The 18,085-nt window shown below is 43.0% G+C and carries 13 protein-coding genes and 3 pseudogenes; 4 read left to right on the top strand and 12 right to left on the bottom strand.

Annotated elements, in window-relative coordinates; all coding sequences use genetic code 11:
- Window positions 1-14: 14 nt before the first annotated feature.
- From A0125_RS05765 to fucP, 5 genes and pseudogenes are all read right to left on the bottom strand, one after another.
- A complete protein-coding gene (locus tag A0125_RS05765; RefSeq protein ID WP_066753490.1) occupies window positions 15-866 on the bottom strand; it encodes a fumarylacetoacetate hydrolase family protein in 852 nt (283 codons plus the stop codon).
- Window positions 867-880: 14 nt separating this feature from the next.
- Window positions 881-1,645, bottom strand: coding sequence for an SDR family NAD(P)-dependent oxidoreductase (locus A0125_RS05760; protein ID WP_066753488.1), 765 nt, complete (start codon window positions 1,643-1,645; stop codon window positions 881-883).
- 14 nt (window positions 1,646-1,659) lie between these two features.
- A pseudogene (locus A0125_RS05755) lies at window positions 1,660-3,261 on the bottom strand (UxaA family hydrolase); the annotation flags it as partial.
- 88 nt (window positions 3,262-3,349) lie between these two features.
- Window positions 3,350-3,685 carry an L-rhamnose mutarotase gene (locus tag A0125_RS05750; RefSeq protein WP_066753486.1) on the bottom strand — a complete coding sequence of 112 codons (336 nt, stop codon included), beginning with the start codon at window positions 3,683-3,685 and terminating at the stop codon, window positions 3,350-3,352.
- A gap of 21 nt (window positions 3,686-3,706) precedes the next feature.
- On the bottom strand, window positions 3,707-4,969 hold the full coding sequence (gene fucP / locus A0125_RS05745; protein WP_066753482.1) for an L-fucose:H+ symporter permease: 1,263 nt from the start codon (window positions 4,967-4,969) through the stop codon (window positions 3,707-3,709).
- Between the two features lie 142 nt (window positions 4,970-5,111).
- On the opposite strand from fucP, the gene A0125_RS05740 reads away from it, so the two are divergent.
- A complete protein-coding gene (locus A0125_RS05740; protein WP_066753479.1) occupies window positions 5,112-5,960 on the top strand; it encodes an AraC family transcriptional regulator in 849 nt (282 codons plus the stop codon).
- Here the strand turns inward: A0125_RS05740 and A0125_RS05735 are convergent.
- The 4 genes from A0125_RS05735 to A0125_RS05720 all read right to left on the bottom strand — a co-directional run bounded on the left by A0125_RS05735 (window position 5,957) and on the right by A0125_RS05720 (window position 9,155).
- Window positions 5,957-7,165: a MalY/PatB family protein gene (locus A0125_RS05735; RefSeq protein ID WP_066753476.1), complete on the bottom strand. Its 1,209-nt coding sequence runs from the start codon at window positions 7,163-7,165 to the stop codon at window positions 5,957-5,959. The two genes, A0125_RS05740 and A0125_RS05735, sit on opposite strands and share 4 nt — an antisense overlap.
- Before the next feature lie 78 nt (window positions 7,166-7,243).
- Entirely contained in the window at window positions 7,244-8,083 is an 840-nt protein-coding gene (locus A0125_RS05730; protein WP_066753473.1) for an SDR family oxidoreductase, read from the bottom strand.
- Between the two features lie 57 nt (window positions 8,084-8,140).
- Window positions 8,141-8,548: an Rrf2 family transcriptional regulator gene (locus tag A0125_RS05725; RefSeq protein WP_066753470.1), complete on the bottom strand. Its 408-nt coding sequence runs from the start codon at window positions 8,546-8,548 to the stop codon at window positions 8,141-8,143.
- A gap of 94 nt (window positions 8,549-8,642) precedes the next feature.
- Window positions 8,643-9,155, bottom strand: a complete 513-nt coding sequence (locus A0125_RS05720; protein WP_066753467.1) for a GNAT family N-acetyltransferase — start codon at window positions 9,153-9,155, stop codon at window positions 8,643-8,645.
- Window positions 9,156-9,254: 99 nt separating this feature from the next.
- Between A0125_RS05720 and A0125_RS05715 the strand changes: the two genes are divergently transcribed.
- The 3 genes and pseudogenes from A0125_RS05715 to odhB all read left to right on the top strand — a co-directional run bounded on the left by A0125_RS05715 (window position 9,255) and on the right by odhB (window position 13,954).
- Window positions 9,255-9,728 (top strand): GNAT family N-acetyltransferase, encoded by a 474-nt coding sequence (locus tag A0125_RS05715; protein WP_066753464.1) that lies wholly within the window; start codon window positions 9,255-9,257, stop codon window positions 9,726-9,728.
- A gap of 167 nt (window positions 9,729-9,895) precedes the next feature.
- A pseudogene (locus A0125_RS05710) lies at window positions 9,896-12,636 on the top strand (2-oxoglutarate dehydrogenase E1 component).
- Between the two features lie 58 nt (window positions 12,637-12,694).
- Complete coding sequence (gene odhB, locus A0125_RS05705; protein ID WP_066753461.1) at window positions 12,695-13,954, top strand: 2-oxoglutarate dehydrogenase complex dihydrolipoyllysine-residue succinyltransferase; 1,260 nt, start codon at window positions 12,695-12,697, stop codon at window positions 13,952-13,954.
- 90 nt (window positions 13,955-14,044) lie between these two features.
- Here odhB and rocD read toward each other — a convergent pair whose 3' ends face one another.
- The 3 genes and pseudogenes from rocD to A0125_RS16705 form a co-directional block, all read right to left on the bottom strand.
- Window positions 14,045-15,283: an ornithine--oxo-acid transaminase gene (rocD, locus tag A0125_RS05700; protein WP_066753458.1), complete on the bottom strand. Its 1,239-nt coding sequence runs from the start codon at window positions 15,281-15,283 to the stop codon at window positions 14,045-14,047.
- A 136-nt stretch (window positions 15,284-15,419) separates the two neighbouring features.
- Window positions 15,420-16,289: a sugar phosphate isomerase/epimerase family protein gene (locus A0125_RS05695; protein WP_231863138.1), complete on the bottom strand. Its 870-nt coding sequence runs from the start codon at window positions 16,287-16,289 to the stop codon at window positions 15,420-15,422.
- Between the two features lie 51 nt (window positions 16,290-16,340).
- A pseudogene (locus A0125_RS16705) lies at window positions 16,341-18,058 on the bottom strand (GMC oxidoreductase).
- Window positions 18,059-18,085 lie beyond the last annotated feature (27 nt).

Raw genomic sequence — 18,085 nt, 5'->3', positions numbered from 1 at the left:
GTTCAATTCCATTCTTAGCGATACGCAATCACTTCCTGACGCGATTCGCCCAAGTAATCTGCTCCCAGTTCAATCACATCTCCTGGCTTCAGATAGATCGGCGGATTAAAACCTAATCCCACACCCGCTGGTGTACCAGTCGAGATCACATCTCCTGGCAACAATGTCATAAACTGGGATACGTAAGAGACAATAAATGGCACATTGAAGATTAAGTTTTTGGTATTTCCATCTTGATAAGTTTTACCATTTACCTTTAGCCACAAACGTACGTTGTTGATATCGGGAATTTCTTCTTTAGTGGTTAACACCGGTCCGATTGGTGCAAACGTATCACAACCTTTCCCTTTGTCCCACGTACCACCACGCTCTAATTGATAAGCACGCTCGGATACATCATTGTGCAATACATATCCTGCCACGTGGTTCAAAGCGTCCGCCTCCGAAACATACGATGCTTTTTTCTCGATCACAATACCAAATTCTACTTCCCAATCCGTTTTCTCTGATCCCTTGGGGATTACGACTTGATCAAAAGGACCGACTAAAGATGTGGTAGATTTCATGAAAATGATAGGTTCCGCCGGAATTGCGGCACCAGTTTCTTCTGCATGATCTTTGTAATTCAAACCAATACAGACAATTTTGGATGGACGCGCTATCGGCGATCCGATCCGCACATCAGCTGGTACTTCGGGCAATTGCCCCTCCTGATCTTGTACGTACTTTGCTAACTTTGAAAGTCCGTTCTCGGCAAAAAAATGCTCATTATAATCGCCACCGAAGGCCGAAACATCGTAATTCTTCTCTCCTACTTTGATACCGATTTTTTCGTTACCGGCTTCTCCAAAACGTATTAACTGCATGTATATATGTTATTTTAATTGTTCAAATTAATAAATCCGCCATCAATCGGATAATCATTACCGGTGATAAAAGCTGCATCATCGCTGCATAAAAATAAGGCTAACTTAGCAATTTCATCAGGCGCAGCCATTCGGCCGATCGGTTGCGATTTCGACAATTTCTCGAACATTTCGGCTTCCTGACCCGGATAATTAGCTTGTATAAAACCATCCACAAAGGGAGTATGCACCCGCGCTGGCGAAATGCTATTACAACGAATATGATCTTGTAAATAATCTCTGGCCACGGATAAGGTCATGGCATGAATAGCACCTTTGCTCATCGAATACGCAAAACGATCGCTGATACCAACCAATGCCGCTATCGAAGCCATATTAAGGATCACACCTCCACCTTGAGCTTTCATAATGGGTACTACGGCATACAAAAGATTATATGCCCCTTTTACATTTACTTGAAACACGCGTTCAAAATCAGATTCGGTACATTTTTCCACGTTACCCACATGAGCAATTCCGGCATTATTCACCAAAATATCGATCTTAGCCAACTGCTGAACCAAATCTAACACTTCTTTTTGGTCGGTCACATTGCACTGATGATACACTGCCCGACCACCTAGATGAACGATCTCCTGTACAACGGCATTGGATACCGCTTCGTTCATATCCACTATATGCACCTCCGCTCCTGCTGCCGCAAAGCTCATGCTAATTGCTCTACCTATTCCGCTACCGCCACCGGTAACCACTGCTAACTTATCTTTTAATGTATTCATTTTTGTCTATTTTACAAGGATACGCCTCGTCTCCACGGAATGAAGTCATCCTGTCCTAATTTTACCGCTTTACAGACTTCGCGACCACTCGCCACCTCTATCACATAATCCAATATTCGATGTGCCGATTCGGCAATACTTTCTTCGCCATCGATAATAGTTCCGCAATTGAAATCTATGATATCTGGCATGCGTTTGTACGTGGCCGTATTGGTAGCAATCTTAATCACAGGCGCAATAGGATTACCCGTTGGTGTTCCTAATCCGGTTGTAAATAATACCAGATTTGCACCAGCACCCACTTCTGCCGTAGTACTTTCTACATCGTTGCCTGGAGTACAAAGTAGGTTTAATCCTGGCTTATTAGCTACTTCGGGATAATCGACGACTGCTTGCACAGGCGAAGTGCCGCCCTTTTTGGCCGCTCCTGCCGATTTGATCGCGTCTGTAATTAATCCATCGCGGATATTACCAGGCGACGGATTCATGTAAAATCCTGAACCATCAGCTTCGGCCTTGGCGTTGTAAGTACGCATCAGATGAATAAATTTTTCGGCCATTGGTTCATCCACACACCGATCACTCATTTCTTGCTCTACGCCACATAATTCCGGAAATTCTGCTAGAATAACAGATCCTCCTAACGTGACGAGCATATCCGAAAGATATCCTAGGGCTGGATTGGCTGAGATACCAGAGAAACCATCCGAACCGCCACATTCAAGACCGATACATAGTTTAGATAGTGGTGCAGGTTGACGCATAATTTGATTAGCCATCGCCAATCCGGCAAACGTGGATTTAATAGCGTTTTGCATCAAGCGTTGCTCGGTACCTTCTATCTGCTGTTCAAAGATGTACAACGGTTTATCAAAATTAGGATCGCGCTTAGCAATTTCCTCACGTAAGATCGAGGCTTGCGCATGCTGACAACCAAGGCTTAGCACGGTGCACCCGCCACATTGGGATGAGTGATATATCCTGCCAATAATCCACAAAGTGCATCCGAATCCATCCGTGTACCGCCGCAGCCCATGTCGTGATTCAAAAACTTAACACCATCCACATTAGGAAATACGCGATTCGGCTGTCGGTCTATCGCTGTAGGGGATAGATCAGCGTCTAGCAATTGAGCAATATCTGCGCCCGATCGAAATTGGCGGATTAGCTCATCTACTTCGCTCGAATAATCGGACGATTGCACGCGATATCCTAACTTGTCTTCCAAAGCAGACTTCAGCGTCAATACATTGCGATTTTCGCAAAAAACTAACGGAATAACTAACCAATGATTTGCCGTCCCGACGGTGCCATTACTGCGGTGAAAACCGTCAAATGTACGATCAGCGATAGCCGACACATCTGGCTTTTGCCACTCGATTTTGCGCTCACCCAGACGGAAATCTTCCGCGGCGTGTCGCAGATTTTCCGTATTAATCAGTTCCCCGGTTGACAAGGCCACATTCACTTTGCCCACCAAGACACCGTACATAAATACTTCTCCATCTACCGCAAGATCTGTTATCGTAAATTTATGTTTGGCTTTGACAGGCTGCTGCAAAGCAAACTGTTGCCCACCAAAATCTACCACAAAACCTGCCGGCAGATCGCTTAATGCCACCAATACATTATCCTTCGGATGGATCTGTAGAAAAGGTAGGCGTTCATTATCTCTTGTCATAATCTATTTTTCTCGGGAGATGATTACCCGTTTATTTCAAAAATTTTATCCATCAACACCCACTTTTCTCCTGCTTTTGCACCTGGTATAGCGACTTGATATTTCCACATAAGCTTTTCCCATTCCTGCACATGTTCGCTTTCGGCATCCGCATTTGCTTTTTGTTCGAAACTAAAATTGTCCGACACTTCCATCACCATCATCAACCGATTACCAAAACGGTAGATGGCCATGTGATGTACACCTGACCGTAAAATGGATTCTTTTATTTCTGGCCACACTTCGCGGTGGTATGCCTCATATTCTTCAATCAAATCTGGTTTATCTACTAGATCCAATGCTAATACATATCGTGTCATGTCAATATTGCTGTTGTGATTTTATGATAGTTTTTCTGTTGTATTCGCACTAGCATTCCTATTATACAGGGCAAATAGTACGACGATAATAAAGCAAAGCAATACAAAAAAGTACGAATACGGCATATGCCCCGTAATATCGGTAATATAGGCGGCGCCTAATGGAATAATTGCACCACCAACAATTGACATGACGATAAGGCTGGATGCTGGTTTTGTATCGGGCCCAACGCCTTGAATACCCATCGCAAAAATAGTAGGAAACATAATCGACATAAAAAAGGTGATACCTAACAGCGCGTATAAAGTAATCATGCCGCTGCCAAAAATCACGACCAAAGTCAGTATACTAGCAATAATTGCGTAAGCTGCCAATAATTTGGCAGGCTGCACAAATTTCATAAAGAATGAACCTATAAAGCGGCCAATCATAAATAGGAAACCGGCTATCCCTGCATAATACTTACTTTCTAATCCGCTCATACCGAGCGCTTCTTTGGCAAACACGAGTAAAAAGCTAAATACATATACTTGTGCACCAATGTAAAAAAATTGAGCTATGACGGCCCAGCGCACCTGCGAATGCTTTAGTACACCGATAAAACCCGCACTTTTTTCAGATGTATCATCTTCTTTAATATCAGGCAATTTGGTAAAGAAAAACAGTATGGCTACTGCCAAGATAATCCCACCCAATACGATGTAAGGTCCTTTCACTAATGATGTTTCTGCCTGTATATAAGCTAATCTTGCAGCTTCGCTCAATCGCGCTAGTTCCTCAGGATTCAAAGGCTCTTCGGCCAAGATAAAATAACCACCTACTAATGGCGCTAGCGATGCCGCCAAGCCATTGAAAGATTGTGCAAAGTTCAAACGTTCGGTAGCACGTGCCGGATCGCCTAATACCGTAATGTATGGATTGGCCGCAGTTTCTAAAATCGTAAGCCCACAGGATAGCACAAATAACGCTGATAAGAAAAAAGGATAACTTACGGTATTGGCCGCAGGTACAAACATAAAGCATCCTAAAGCAAAAAGGCATAAACCCACTAAAATACCAGCTTTATAACCATAACGTTGCATAATTAGACCAGCGGGAATGGCCAGTAAAAAGTAGGCAACAAAGACCGAGGAATCAATCAAAGATGCTTGCAGGTGCGATAGACTGAAAGCACTTTGCAAATGCTTAATCAGGATCGGATCAAGATTGTGAATAAATCCCCAAAAAAAGAAAAGTGAGGTGATTAACACCAGGGCAAAGGTATAACTGTTTTTACTTTTCATCACAGATGATGTATAATTGATTACACGAATTAACGAAGTTACCTTCGAAATTCATTGAATGTTATTACCTAAATAATAAACAATATTACCACTATACAATTTATGTTGAGTATTTTTGGGAATATATCTAATATTTTATTGCATGCAGAGACTGCACCGTTACGAATCGGAACAGCAAAGTTTCCAGATCCGCAAGGATCGCATTCCGCAGTACCATCAAATCTGGCACTATCATGAAGAGTTAGAATTGATTTACATTAAACAGGGCTTGGGCACATTTTTTATTGGGGATTGCATCCAACGTTTTGAGCACGGAGCCTGCGTATTGATTGGCAAAAATGTACCGCATTACTGGCATTTTGATGAGGATTATAGCCGAGATGCACAGTCGGAAATCTATGTGATCCATTTTCGGGAAGATTTTGCGGGAAAGGATTTTTTGGCGCTGCCAGAGATGACAGAAGTTCGTCGTGTGCTACAGCAAGCTCAAAAGGGATGGTGGATTGAAAATTTGCCTGATCCAATAGCAATTTGTTTCCGAGATATGGCTAACGAAACCATTGGTTTCCAAAAACTTTACCAACTATTGCAGGTATTGCACCAATTTTCGCGGTTCGCACCAAAGATAAACTTAATCAGTTCGGCCTACGATATACAACAACAGCACGAAGAGGTAAGCCGTATGAATACGATCATTAGTTTCATCAACACGCATTACCGCACAGATTTAGAACTAGGCACGTTGGCCAATATATCGGGTATGACGCGTAATTCCTTCTGCCGTTATTTCAAGCAGCGTACTGGAAAGACACTGACAGCTTTTATCACGGCGTTGCGCGTTGCGCATGCTTGCAAGCTACTTCGGGATTCGCGCGTATCTATCAAAGAATGTTGCTTTGACTCGGGTTTCAACAATTTTGTCAGCTTTCATAAAGCCTTCAAAAAGATTTCGGGCACTACGCCGCTGGCTTATCGCAGTGCTTTCGCTTAATGGTTCAATGCTTTGGCCATACGCACAAGCGCTTCATGCAAAATGTTTCGAGGACAGGCAACATTAATACGAATGTGGCCTGCTGCATTACTCACAAAAACTGCTTCATCTTCAATCAATACGCCGGCATTTTGAGCAAAGAATACTGACCATCGAGCGATCTCCTTTCGTTGAGGCACATAGTCCGACAAATCGATCCAAGCCAAATAAGTAGCTTCTGGAATCGAAAAATGTGCCTTCGGAAGATGCTCTGTTATCAATTCTTTTAGAAAATTTAAATTGTTATCAATGTACTGATTGAGCTGTTTAAGCCACTCCGCGCCATGTTCGTAGGCAGCTTGAGTCGCTACGATACTCAATGGCGAATGATAGTCGTTGTACAAACGCTTCCATTGTGTCCGCATAGCAGTATGCTTGATAAAAACATGAGATAGCATATTGCCTGCCAGATTAAAACTTTTGCTGGCTGCAGAACAGGTGATTATACGATCGGAGTCTGGAAATAGCGCTGCTATTGGTACATGTTTTTGGCCCGCACGCAATAAATCGCTATGCACTTCATCAGAAATGATCCATACATCATTCGCCAAACATAGCTTACCAAGCTCGGTCAGTTCGTCCACGGTCCACACGCGGCCTGTGGGATTGTACGGATGACATAATATAAAGATGCGGATACGATTAGCCGGATTCATAATCTGCTGCTTAATGTCTGCAAAATCCATCTCGTACCGACCTCCGTTTTTCAACAAAGAACTACATAAGACCTCACGACCAGATTGATCGCCCGCCTTTTTGAATGGCCCGTACGATGGCGTGGTTATGAGCACTTGCTCGTCTGCCTTAGCCAATAATGGAACTAAACGGTACAGTGCCGTCACTATTCCAGGAGCCGACACCAATTCTTCGGTATTGATATTCCAATCATAATTCGCAGCAAACCAACGCTGCAACACTTCTCCATAATGCGAATCATAGATTTTGGAATAGCCTAGAATTTTTTGATCCAGTCTGGCACGAATGGCATCTAAAACAGGCGGCGGACTGGAGAAAGCCATATCGGCCACCCACAATCGGATGAGTTCGTGATCCGCATACGGAATGTTCAAATCCGGATCATTTGGAAAAAGATACGCTTTCCATCCATCGTAAGTCAGACTATTGGTGCCCGCTCTGTCTATTATTTCATCAAAATCATATATCATAAACGTGTGTAGCACCAAACTATGATCTGGTGCTACACAAAGATGTTTAAAACATCACATACATCCTAGCGCTATTGATTAGGACAATGCGGCTTTTACCGTATCTTTCATTGCTGTGGTCGGCCGGCCAATTAGTTTGGAGAGCGTCTTATCTTCGCTATACAAATCGCCTTTAGAAGCCGAAACATCCCAACTCGCTATCAGGCCAGCAAAATCTTCGGGCACATGATGCGAAACTAGCGCACTTTTATACGCTGCCTCCGGTAAGTTGCGATAAGGCACATCTTTACCAGTAAACTCGGATATAGCAGCCGCAAGATCAGCCAATGTGTAAGCTTGGTCACCTGCTAACTCATATACCTTGCCTTCGTGATCTGCTCCAAGCAATACTGCTACTGCTGCTTCTGCCAAGTCTTCGCGCGAAGCAGAAGAGATCTTACCATCTCCAGCGCTACCAATAAAAGCGCCAGCGGCAACCGCATTGGTTGCTGATGCCGCATAATTTTCGGTATACCAAGCGTTGCGCAAGATGGTGTACGGAATACCAGCAGCTTTTAGCGATTTTTCGCTAGCCAAATATTCTCCCGCTAGATTCAATGTCGAATGGTCTACATTGACTAAACTGGTAAACACCAGTTGCGAAACCCCGGCTTTCTTCGCAGCGTGAATCACCGATTCGTGGTGTTGCAGCCGTTTTCCGATTTCGTTACTAGAAATTAGCAACAAACGATCAACCCCCGCTAAAGCTTCTTCCATATGTGCGGGCTGATCATAATCGAAGGCGCGCACTTCTACACCAAGATCATTGGCCTGCTGAGGATTGCGAGCCAAAGCAATTACTGTTGCATCGGCTTGTTTTAATTTCTCTACTACCAAACGACCTAGTTGTCCGGTAGCTCCTGTCACTGCTATTTTCATATATTATCAAGTTTATTTGTAATAAATATTGTTACATTATAAGTCAAAAAAAGAGGATCAAAACTGATCGACAAAATTTTGCAAAGTTTGCTCATTCAGCGAAGCTAGTACGATACGATCTGTAGCTACATAGAGATGATCCAGGCGATTATTTATTTCCTTTCCTACCGGACATTTAGGATTAGTATTCTTGTTTTTTTTGCCTAAAATATCGGTATTGCGGATAGCTTGGTAAAGATCACCTAATTTGATTTCACTCCCGGATACCTGCAATCGCGAACCACCATCCTTGCCTTTTCTACTAACAACCCAGCCCCTTTCCTGCAATACGCTCAACTCCTTACGTACCACAACAGGATTCACATTGATGCTACTTGCTATCCAATCGGAGCTCAGCCACTCCTTGTGGTACTTAGACAGGAGCGATAGAATGTGCAAGGCCGTAGCAAATCGTGTATTATTCATTTCGGTACAAAGATAAGGCTTGAATATTAATGTAACAAATTTTATTACATTAATAGTTGTAAAATAGATTAAAAATAAGCCAAAACACTGATTATCAAGATAATATTTTTTCAAATGCTTTACGCGAGCTACCTCTAAATACCACTTCACCACAATATTGATAGCCCAACTTTTCGAAAATTCGGAGCATCGCTTTATTATCAAAATTGGTGTCGGCACGTATGCTTAATATGTCGTTTTCTTTGGCAAATGCCTCGATATGCAGCAATAGTTGCTGCGCTATACCTTTTCCAATATATTTGTTAGAAATAGCTACACGGTGGAACACGACAAAGGATTGGTCAGATAGCCACGCGCCTTGAATATGCTGATAAGCTGGTTCGTCGTCTATTAATAGTGCGCAATATCCTACCAGTTGATCTCCATCCAACAGCACATAGCCTGCTTTGCGCTGAATGTCTTGCTGAATAACTGCTAAATTAGGATATCCATCTTGCCATTGCGAACTACCATCGGATTTACGACGCTGTATCGCTTCTTCCAATATCTGCCAAATCGCATTCGCCATCTCTGGCCGCGCTAATCTAAAGCTGTACTCATTATTCATGCCTGCAAATCATTATTTCTTCAAGTATGCTTGCCAAGTTAGGATAAAATCCTTAAAATCGACTTACCAACATCGTGTTGCAAATAAACAAATAGATATATGCCCTTACAAAAAGAACTGTTGTGGACGCTCTTACCCTTTAATGAGCTATCGACTACCGAACTTTATGAAATTTTACGCAGTCGATCTGAGGTATTCGTGGTGGAGCAAAACTGCATTTATCAAGATTTGGACAGCAAGGATTTACAATGCCTGCACCTTATCGGTCGTGAAGAAGTAGCTGGCCCGCTAGCTGCTTACACGCGCATTGTGCCACCAGGAATTTCTTTTACCGAACCCTCAATCGGTCGCGTGCTCACCACAGCGGCTTTCAGAAGACATTCTTATGGCAAGCAACTGATGCTTAAAAGTATAGAAGTGGTGAAAGCACATTTTCCTCACCAAGGAATCCGAATTGGTGCGCAAACCTATCTCGACCAGTTTTATCAATCTCTGGGTTTCAAACCAGACGGCGAAAAATATGACGAGGATGGTATCGAACACGTCGAAATGTGTTATACACAACATACATAATTCACAAGCTAAACAATCCGTCTGTTTTATGTTTAAACACTGACTAATCGCCTCATATTACCTCCAAAAAACTTTCGCAATTCACTCGATTTATTATGGCAATTAATTGCCTTAAATCTTTTATTATTACTAAATTTGCGTAATTATAAAGATGATTTTATATTTAAATGGATAAGTTAACTTATTTGAGTAACGCAGACACCAGCTATATCGAAGGACTCTACCAATCGTATAAAGAGGATCCTAGCTCGGTTGATTTTGGATGGCAGAAATTTTTTGAAGGTTTTGAATTCGGGCAAACGGCCGAAGGCTCTGAAGGAGAGAATTTTGATCAAGTATCTGATCACGCTATTAAGGAAATCAACGTTTTGAACATGATACACGGATACCGTGATCGTGGGCACCTATTTACTGACACCAATCCAGTGCGCGAGCGCCGTAAGTACTACCCAGGCAAAGAACTGGAGACTTTCGGTCTGTCTGACGCGACATGGATACAGTGTTCAATGCAGGTGTTGAGATTGGTATCGGGCCAGCAAAGTTACGCGAGATTCGTCAACTTATCGAAGATACCTACTGCCGATCTATCGGCGTAGAATTTAGATATATCCGTAATCCGGAGAAAATCAAATGGTTGCAAGACAAGATGGAAGCGGAGCGCAACACGCCAAACTATTCCACTGACCAGAAAAAAAGAATTCTTCAAAAAATCAATAAAGCCGTCGTCTTTGAAAGCTTCTTGGGCACCAAATTTCTGGGCCAGAAACGTTTCTCTTTGGAAGGTGCAGAGAGCTTGATTCCAGCATTAGATTCCGTTATCGAAAAAGGTGCTGATATCGGCATTCAGGAATTTATGATTGGTATGGCACATCGCGGACGTTTGAACGTGTTGGCGAATATCATGGGTAAATCCTACAAATCTATCTTTTCAGAGTTTGAAGGCAAAATGTACAAAGACGAGGATCCAGAAATGGCATTTGGCGGCGACGTGAAATACCACTTGGGTTTCTCTTCTGATATTAAAACCGATAGCGGAAAAGATGTACACCTGAGTCTGGCACCTAACCCTTCACACCTTGAGACGGTAGATCCAATCGTAGAAGGAATTGTTCGCTCCAAAATCGATATGAAATACGATGGCGACTCTTCTAAGATCGCTCCGATCCTGATTCATGGAGACGCGGCTATCGCCGGTCAGGGCGTGGTGTACGAGGTAACGCAAATGTCCAAATTAGATGGATACAAAACTGGCGGAACCATTCACATTGTGATCAATAACCAAGTTGGTTTCACTACCAATTATAAAGATGCGCGTTCGGGAACGTATTGTACCGACGTGGCAAAAATCTCTTCTTCTCCGGTATTCCATGTAAATGGTGATAATGCCGAAGCAGTCGTGTATGCCATCAATCTAGCAGTACAATACCGTCAAAAATATAAAACAGACGTTTATATCGATCTGCTATGTTACCGCCGCTACGGACATAATGAAGCGGATGAACCAAAATTCACCCAACCATTATTGTATAAAGCGATCGAAAAGCATGCTAACCCGAAAGATATTTACGCCAAAAAATTGGTGGATGAAGGAAGCATAGATAACAACTATGCCAAGGAAGTAGAGAAAGAATTCAAAACCTACCTGCAATCCCAACTCAATGACGCGAAGAAAATCGAGAATATCGAAGATGAAGCACCGATGTTTGGTGGTGCGTGGAAAGGTCTTCGCCCAGCTCGCAAGGTAGATTTGGACGACGCGGTAAAAACGCGTATCTCTGCTGATTCTTTTAAAGCGTTAGCAAAACAAATCACCGAATTACCGAAAGAGAAAAAATTCTTTCGCAAGATCTCGAAGCTATTTGAAGATCGCAGCAAGATGATCGAAAAAGATTCATACGATTGGGCAATGGGTGAGTTGATGGCTTATGCCAGCTTATTGGCCGATGGTAAACGCGTGCGTATCTCCGGTCAGGATGTTCAACGTGGTACTTTTTCGCATCGTCACGCGGTACTGACTTTAGAGGATTCAGAAGAGAAATACGTGCCATTGGCGCAAGTGGATGGCGGAGATCGTTTCAGCATCTACAACTCCTTACTTTCCGAATATGCGGTATTAGGTTTTGAATATGGCTATGCCCTGGCAAATCCAAATGCATTGACCGTATGGGAAGCGCAGTTTGGTGACTTCTACAATGGTGCACAAATTATTATCGACCAGTATTTGGCCAGTGCAGAAAGCAAATGGAGACGTTCTAACGGTATGGTCTTGATGTTGCCACATGGTATGGAAGGGCAAGGTCCGGAGCACTCGTCTGCACGAATCGAGCGATTCTTGGAACTATGTGCTCATGGCAACATGATTCTGGCTAATTGTACATCACCTGCAAATTATTTTCATTTGTTACGCCGTCAGTTAGTCCGCGATTTCCGTAAACCGCTCGTTGTTTTCACGCCTAAGAGTTTGCTGCGCCATCCAAAAGTTACTTCAAAACTAGCTGATTTTACGGATAATGACTTCCAACCGGTATTAGACGACACCTATGCTAAAGCAGCTAGCGTGAAGCGTGTTCTATTTTGTTCTGGTAAAGTATATTTTGATCTGTTGGAGAAACAGCAAGCTGATAAACGTACGGACGTAGCTATTGTACGTATCGAGCAATTGTATCCAGCGCCAGTAGCGCAACTAGAAGAGATTCGCGCACGTTACAAAAAAGCAACAGATTTCGTTTGGGTACAAGAAGAGAATGAAAATATGGGTGCATGGCCATATTATTGTCGCAAATTCCGCAAATCCGATATTGAATTTACCGATGTGATTTCTAGAACAGAAAATGCGAGTCCGGCTACTGGTTACATGAAAAAGCACACGGTACAACAAGAAGAAATCGTTAATAAATCATTTGCATAAACAACAAACGCAAATCGGCAGCACGGTTTAGTGCTTTACCGGTTAAAAAAACAACATTATGAGCTTAGAGATAAAAGTTCCTACCGTAGGCGAATCCATCACCGAAGTTGTTTTGGCCCAGTGGCTAAAACAAGATGGAGATTACGTAGAGATGGATGAAAACATTGCTGAGTTAGAGTCCGACAAAGCGACTTTTGAATTGCCTGCTGAGCAAGCTGGTATTTTGAAGATTATCGCACAGGAAGGCGATACATTGGAGATTGGTGCCGTAGTTTGTACCATCGAAGATGGCGATGCTCCATCTGGCGGTGGTGATAGCGATAAGAAAGAAGAGAAAAAAGAAGAATCTAAAAGCTCAGATAACAAAGAGGCAAAAGAATCTGCTTCTGAAGATGAAAGTGAAGATTCATATGCGGCAGGTACCGCATCTCCAGCTGCTGCAAAGATTTTGCGTGAAAAAGGAATTGACGTGAGCGCGGTAAAAGGAACTGGTAAAGACGGTCGTATCACTAAAGAAGATGCGGAAAAAGCGCAAGCGAAGTCCAAATCTGAATCTAAACCAGCTGCATCAACAGCTACTAAATCAACGGAAACGCCTGCTGCAAGTGCGCCAGGCGAACGCAACGAAAGACGCGAACGCATGAGTTCATTGCGTAAGACCGTAGCACGCAGATTAGTATCTGTAAAGAATGAAACTGCAATGCTTACCACATTTAATGAGGTAAACATGCAGCCAATCATGGATCTACGTGGCAAATACAAAGATGCTTTCAAAGATAAGCATGGCGTCGGTCTTGGCTTTATGTCGTTCTTCACGAAAGCCGTTACCACAGCCTTGAAAGAATGGCCTGCGGTAAATGCACGCTTGGAAGAAAACGAGATTGTGTATTCTGATTTTGTAGATGTTTCTATTGCCGTATCTGGACCTAAAGGTTTGGTGGTACCAATCATTCGCAACGCGGAATCAATGAGCTTATATCAAATCGAAAAATCGGTCGTTGATCTAGCAGTAAAGGCACGCGACAACAAATTGTCAATTGATGAAATGACAGGCGGAACGTTTACCATCACCAATGGTGGTGTATTCGGATCGATGATGTCTACTCCAATCATCAATGCGCCACAATCTGCGATCTTGGGTATGCACAACATTGTGCAACGTCCGATTGCGGAGAATGGTCAAGTCGTGATTCGTCCGATGATGTACATTGCATTATCATACGATCACCGCATCATTGATGGTCGCGAGTCAGTTAGCTTCCTAGTACGTGTTAAACAGTTGTTGGAAGATCCAGCTCGCTTATTATTAGAAGTATAATAGGCGGTGGCAACTGCTAAAGCAAACATAATTAATCCCCAAACCTTATCGGTTTTGGGGATTTTTAATTTTAAGGATTATCGGATTTTACTAATCCAACACCGCAAAACTTTTGCGGATAATATCCAGCGCTTCTAAAAGCTCTTCTTCGGTAATCACCAATGGTGGCGCAAAGCGAATCTTATCACCATGAGTCGGCTTGGCCAATAGGCCATTTTGCAACAATTCATAGCAGAGGATTTCTGCGGCTTTATCATTGGAATGCTTGACGACTATTGCATTTAACAAACCTTTACCGCGTACTTCTGCAATATGTGGATGATTCCAAGAGCGAATGGTGTCGCGAAATATCTGACCAAGTCGATCCGCATTTTCACTTAAATTTTCATCGACTAACACCTGCAATGCAGCCATCGCTGTCGCCGCCGCCAAAGGACTGCCTCCGAAGGTAGAGCCGTGCTCGCCTGGCTGAATCGTAAGCATAATTTCATCATCGGCCAACACCGCCGAAATCGGCATAGTGCCTCCGCTTAGTGCTTTTCCCAAAATCAAAATATCTGGACGCACGTCTTCATGATCGCAAGCCAGCATTTTGCCCGTACGCGCCAATCCGGTTTGAATCTCATCGGCAATAAACAACACATTCGCATCCCGACAAATCTGTGCCGCACTTTTTAGATAACCATCCTCTGGTACCACAACTCCCGCTTCGCCCTGAATGGGCTCAACCAAAAAAGCGACCACGTTAGGATCTTTCACTACTTGTTTCAGCGCTTCGAGATCATTGAATGGAATGGTTTCATAACCGGGCATATATGGACCAAAACCAGATTTTGCGGTGAGATCGGTACTAAATGAAATAACATTCAGTGTACGACCATGAAAGTTCTCTGCTGCCGTAACCACTTTAGCTTGATCTTCGGGAACATGTTTTACCCGATATCCCCAACGCCGAGCTAGTTTAATTGCTGTTTCTACGGCTTCTACTCCCCCATTCATCGGCAGCACTTTATCAAAGCCGAAGAGCGCGGTGATGTACTCGGTGTATTCCACAAATTTTTCTGCGTGAAATGCGCGCGATGTCAGCGTTAATGTCCGTGCTTGATCCACAAATACATCTACAATCTTGGGATGACAATGTCCTTGGTTCACCGCCGAATAGCCAGACAAAAAGTCAAAAAAACGTTTCCCGTTGACGTCCCATACATAAATTCCTTCTCCCTTATTCAATACAACTGGAAGTGGATGATAATTGTGTGCACCAAACTTTTCTTCTCTTTGAATATATGATAAAGTAATTTCGTCGATAGCAATTGGATAACTTGTCATGAGCATTATTTCGTGTTAGTGTCTTACCAATATACTCATTTTGTTGGATACCTTTCCAAATCTCATCTGGTAGATGCTATACTAGAAAAGTCCTAATGGCACAACTGAATGGTAAGCTCAGCAGAAATAATATCAACTACTTTGTTAATTCAGTTACTATTTTTCTAAAATTTTCTACACTGATTCGTACATCTTCGACATTATTATCCCAATTATATTCGTATTCGGCAGCGATCATTCCGGCGAACTGCTGACGCTTCAATTCAGCAATTACCCCTGGAATATCAATAGCTCCTGTACCCCAATGTACATCATGCGCCTTTTTACTCGATTGTTCATTCAGATCTTTGAAATGCAAATGAAATACTTTCCCTTCTAGCTTTTTAAGACTTGCTACAGGATCTAAGCCCGATCGTAGCCAATGTCCTATATCTGCCGCTACGCCTATTTTATTGCTTTTACCTTGTATAGCTTGCAAGACCGTTTCGGGTTGCCAGTAGTACGATGGCGAGGCATGATTATGAATCGCAGCACGAATGTCAAATTCGTCGCAAAGTTTCGAAATCTCGTCAAGCATAGCGATATCTGGCTCACAGGTGATGGTCTCTATCCCCATGCTTTTGGCGAATTCAAAAACTTTTCTCCACTCTGTCGCATCTTTCGCTTTTATCACACCGTAAGCTTGCCAACGCATATTGTTAGCTTTCAATAGCTTTTTGATATACTTACGGCTATCTTCGGACATATGATAATCCATTTTTTCTTGAATTCCTCCTCCTATTTCTTGTTGTGGGTACGCTTCTACATAGTGTAGATCACAACTGGCGATTTTCACGACCGCTTCGCTAAACGTAAACTTTTTGAACGTGTACGCTTGTGCTCCGAGCTGCCAACCAAGCTTTGTTTCTGGGTGATGATTTCGTGATCGTTGCATTTTGTTGGATGAAGCACATCCACCAATGATTAGGACGAAGACGATATAAATCAAGGTATGGCGTCTAGCCATTCTCATTACTTTTCTAGGGGATAATTTTATGCTTTTGATCATAGTTTACATTTATAGATTACGTTTTTTTAATTCGGTTACCGCATGATCCACAGCTCTTGCTGTCAATGCCATGTAGGTGAGTGTTGGATTCTGTGTTGCTGTCGAAGTCATGCATGCGCCATCGGTGACATACACATTTTTACACAGATGCAATTGATTCCATTTGTTGAGCGATGATGTTTTGAGATCATGGCCCATGCGTACTCCACCCATTTCGTGAATATCATTGCCCGGTCGGCGACCATCATCCTGCGTTCGAATATCTTGAAATCCAGCCTTATGAAACATTTCTGTCATTTGCTCATAATAATCACTTCTACGCTGCCAATCATCTTCGGCGTAGTCTACAGAAATATGGAGCAATGGTATGCCCCATTTATCGGTTTGTTGATCTGCTAACCATACTCGATTTTCTTTTTTGGGAATCGTCTCGGCCATCATGTGCGAATGCACTCTCCAATTGCTCCACGATCCATTCAGCAGATTGGCTTTGAGGTTGTCTCCGATATCGTCGCTATTTCGGATAATTTGCCTACCAGCTCCAAACGTCGCTGCCCAGCCACGCAGAAAATCAGTTTCCTGCTTCTGCACATTTCTAAAGTTTGGAATATAGCCACCACCCGCCGGATTGCGACCATCTGTTCGATACTCGAGCAGACCGTCGTAACTTGCACTAATACGCGCGGTGTAATTATGAAATGCGATGTAATGACCTATTAAATCATTATCGTTGCCTAGGCCATTTGGAAATCGATCAGAAATTGAATTCAGTAGGATTTGGTTGGTATTTAAGGTAGAAGCATTCACAAAAATAATCTTTGCAAAAAATCTATTTCTTCGCCACTATCGGTATCGATCACTTTTACGCCAATTGCTTTTTGCTGATCTTGATCATATAGAATAGAATGTACCGTCGAAAATGGTCTCAACGTCAGGTTTCCTGTTTTCATAGCCCATGGCAGCGTCGAGGAGTTGCTACTGAAATAGCCTCCAAAAGGACAACCTCGTTGGCATAAAACTCTATTTTGACATTTTACGCGACCTTGTTCTATATGTATGGCTTTTGGTTCGGATAGATGCGCACATCGCGCGCTGATGATATGCCGTTGCTTTCCATAATGTTGATGCACTGTTTTTTGGAAATAATCTTCCACCGCATTTAATGGATAGCCGGGCAAAAATTCCCCATCTGGCAACGTATCTAATCCATCTTTGTTGCCGGCTATGCCGACAAATCGTTCGACGTGGTCATACCAAGGCGCGATATCTGCATATCTAATGGGCCAGTCCACGGCAAATCCATCTCTAGCTGGTCCTTCAAAATCATATTGACTCCAGCGTTGCGTTTGTCTGGCCCAAATGAGTGATTTCCCGCCGACTTGATATCCGCGTATCCAGTCGAATTCTTTTTCTTGAATATACGGATGTTCCTCATCGCTGGCGAAAAAGTGCTTGGTATCTTCTTTATAGGCATAACAACGATTTGCGATTGGATTTGCCTGTTTGTCCGCGTAGGTGATCTCTCCTCGATGCTCCAATTCGTATGGATACAAGTTCGTGGTTGGATAATCCTTAATATGTGCCACATCGCGACCACGTTCTAAGACTAGTGTCTTTAATCCCTTTTCCGTCAATTCTTTTGCAGCCCAGCCTCCGCTTGCTCCAGAGCCAATCACAATTGCGTCAAACGTACGTGCTTTTACAGTATCTCCTACGATATTTGCCATATATGCATTCTATTTTCTAATCGTTTC

The sequence above is a fragment of the Sphingobacterium populi genome (assembly GCF_001586775.1).
Lineage (GTDB): Bacteria > Bacteroidota > Bacteroidia > Sphingobacteriales > Sphingobacteriaceae > Sphingobacterium > Sphingobacterium populi.
Note: the sequence above shows the minus strand (reverse complement) of the source record. Positions and strands in the feature narration are given on the sequence as shown.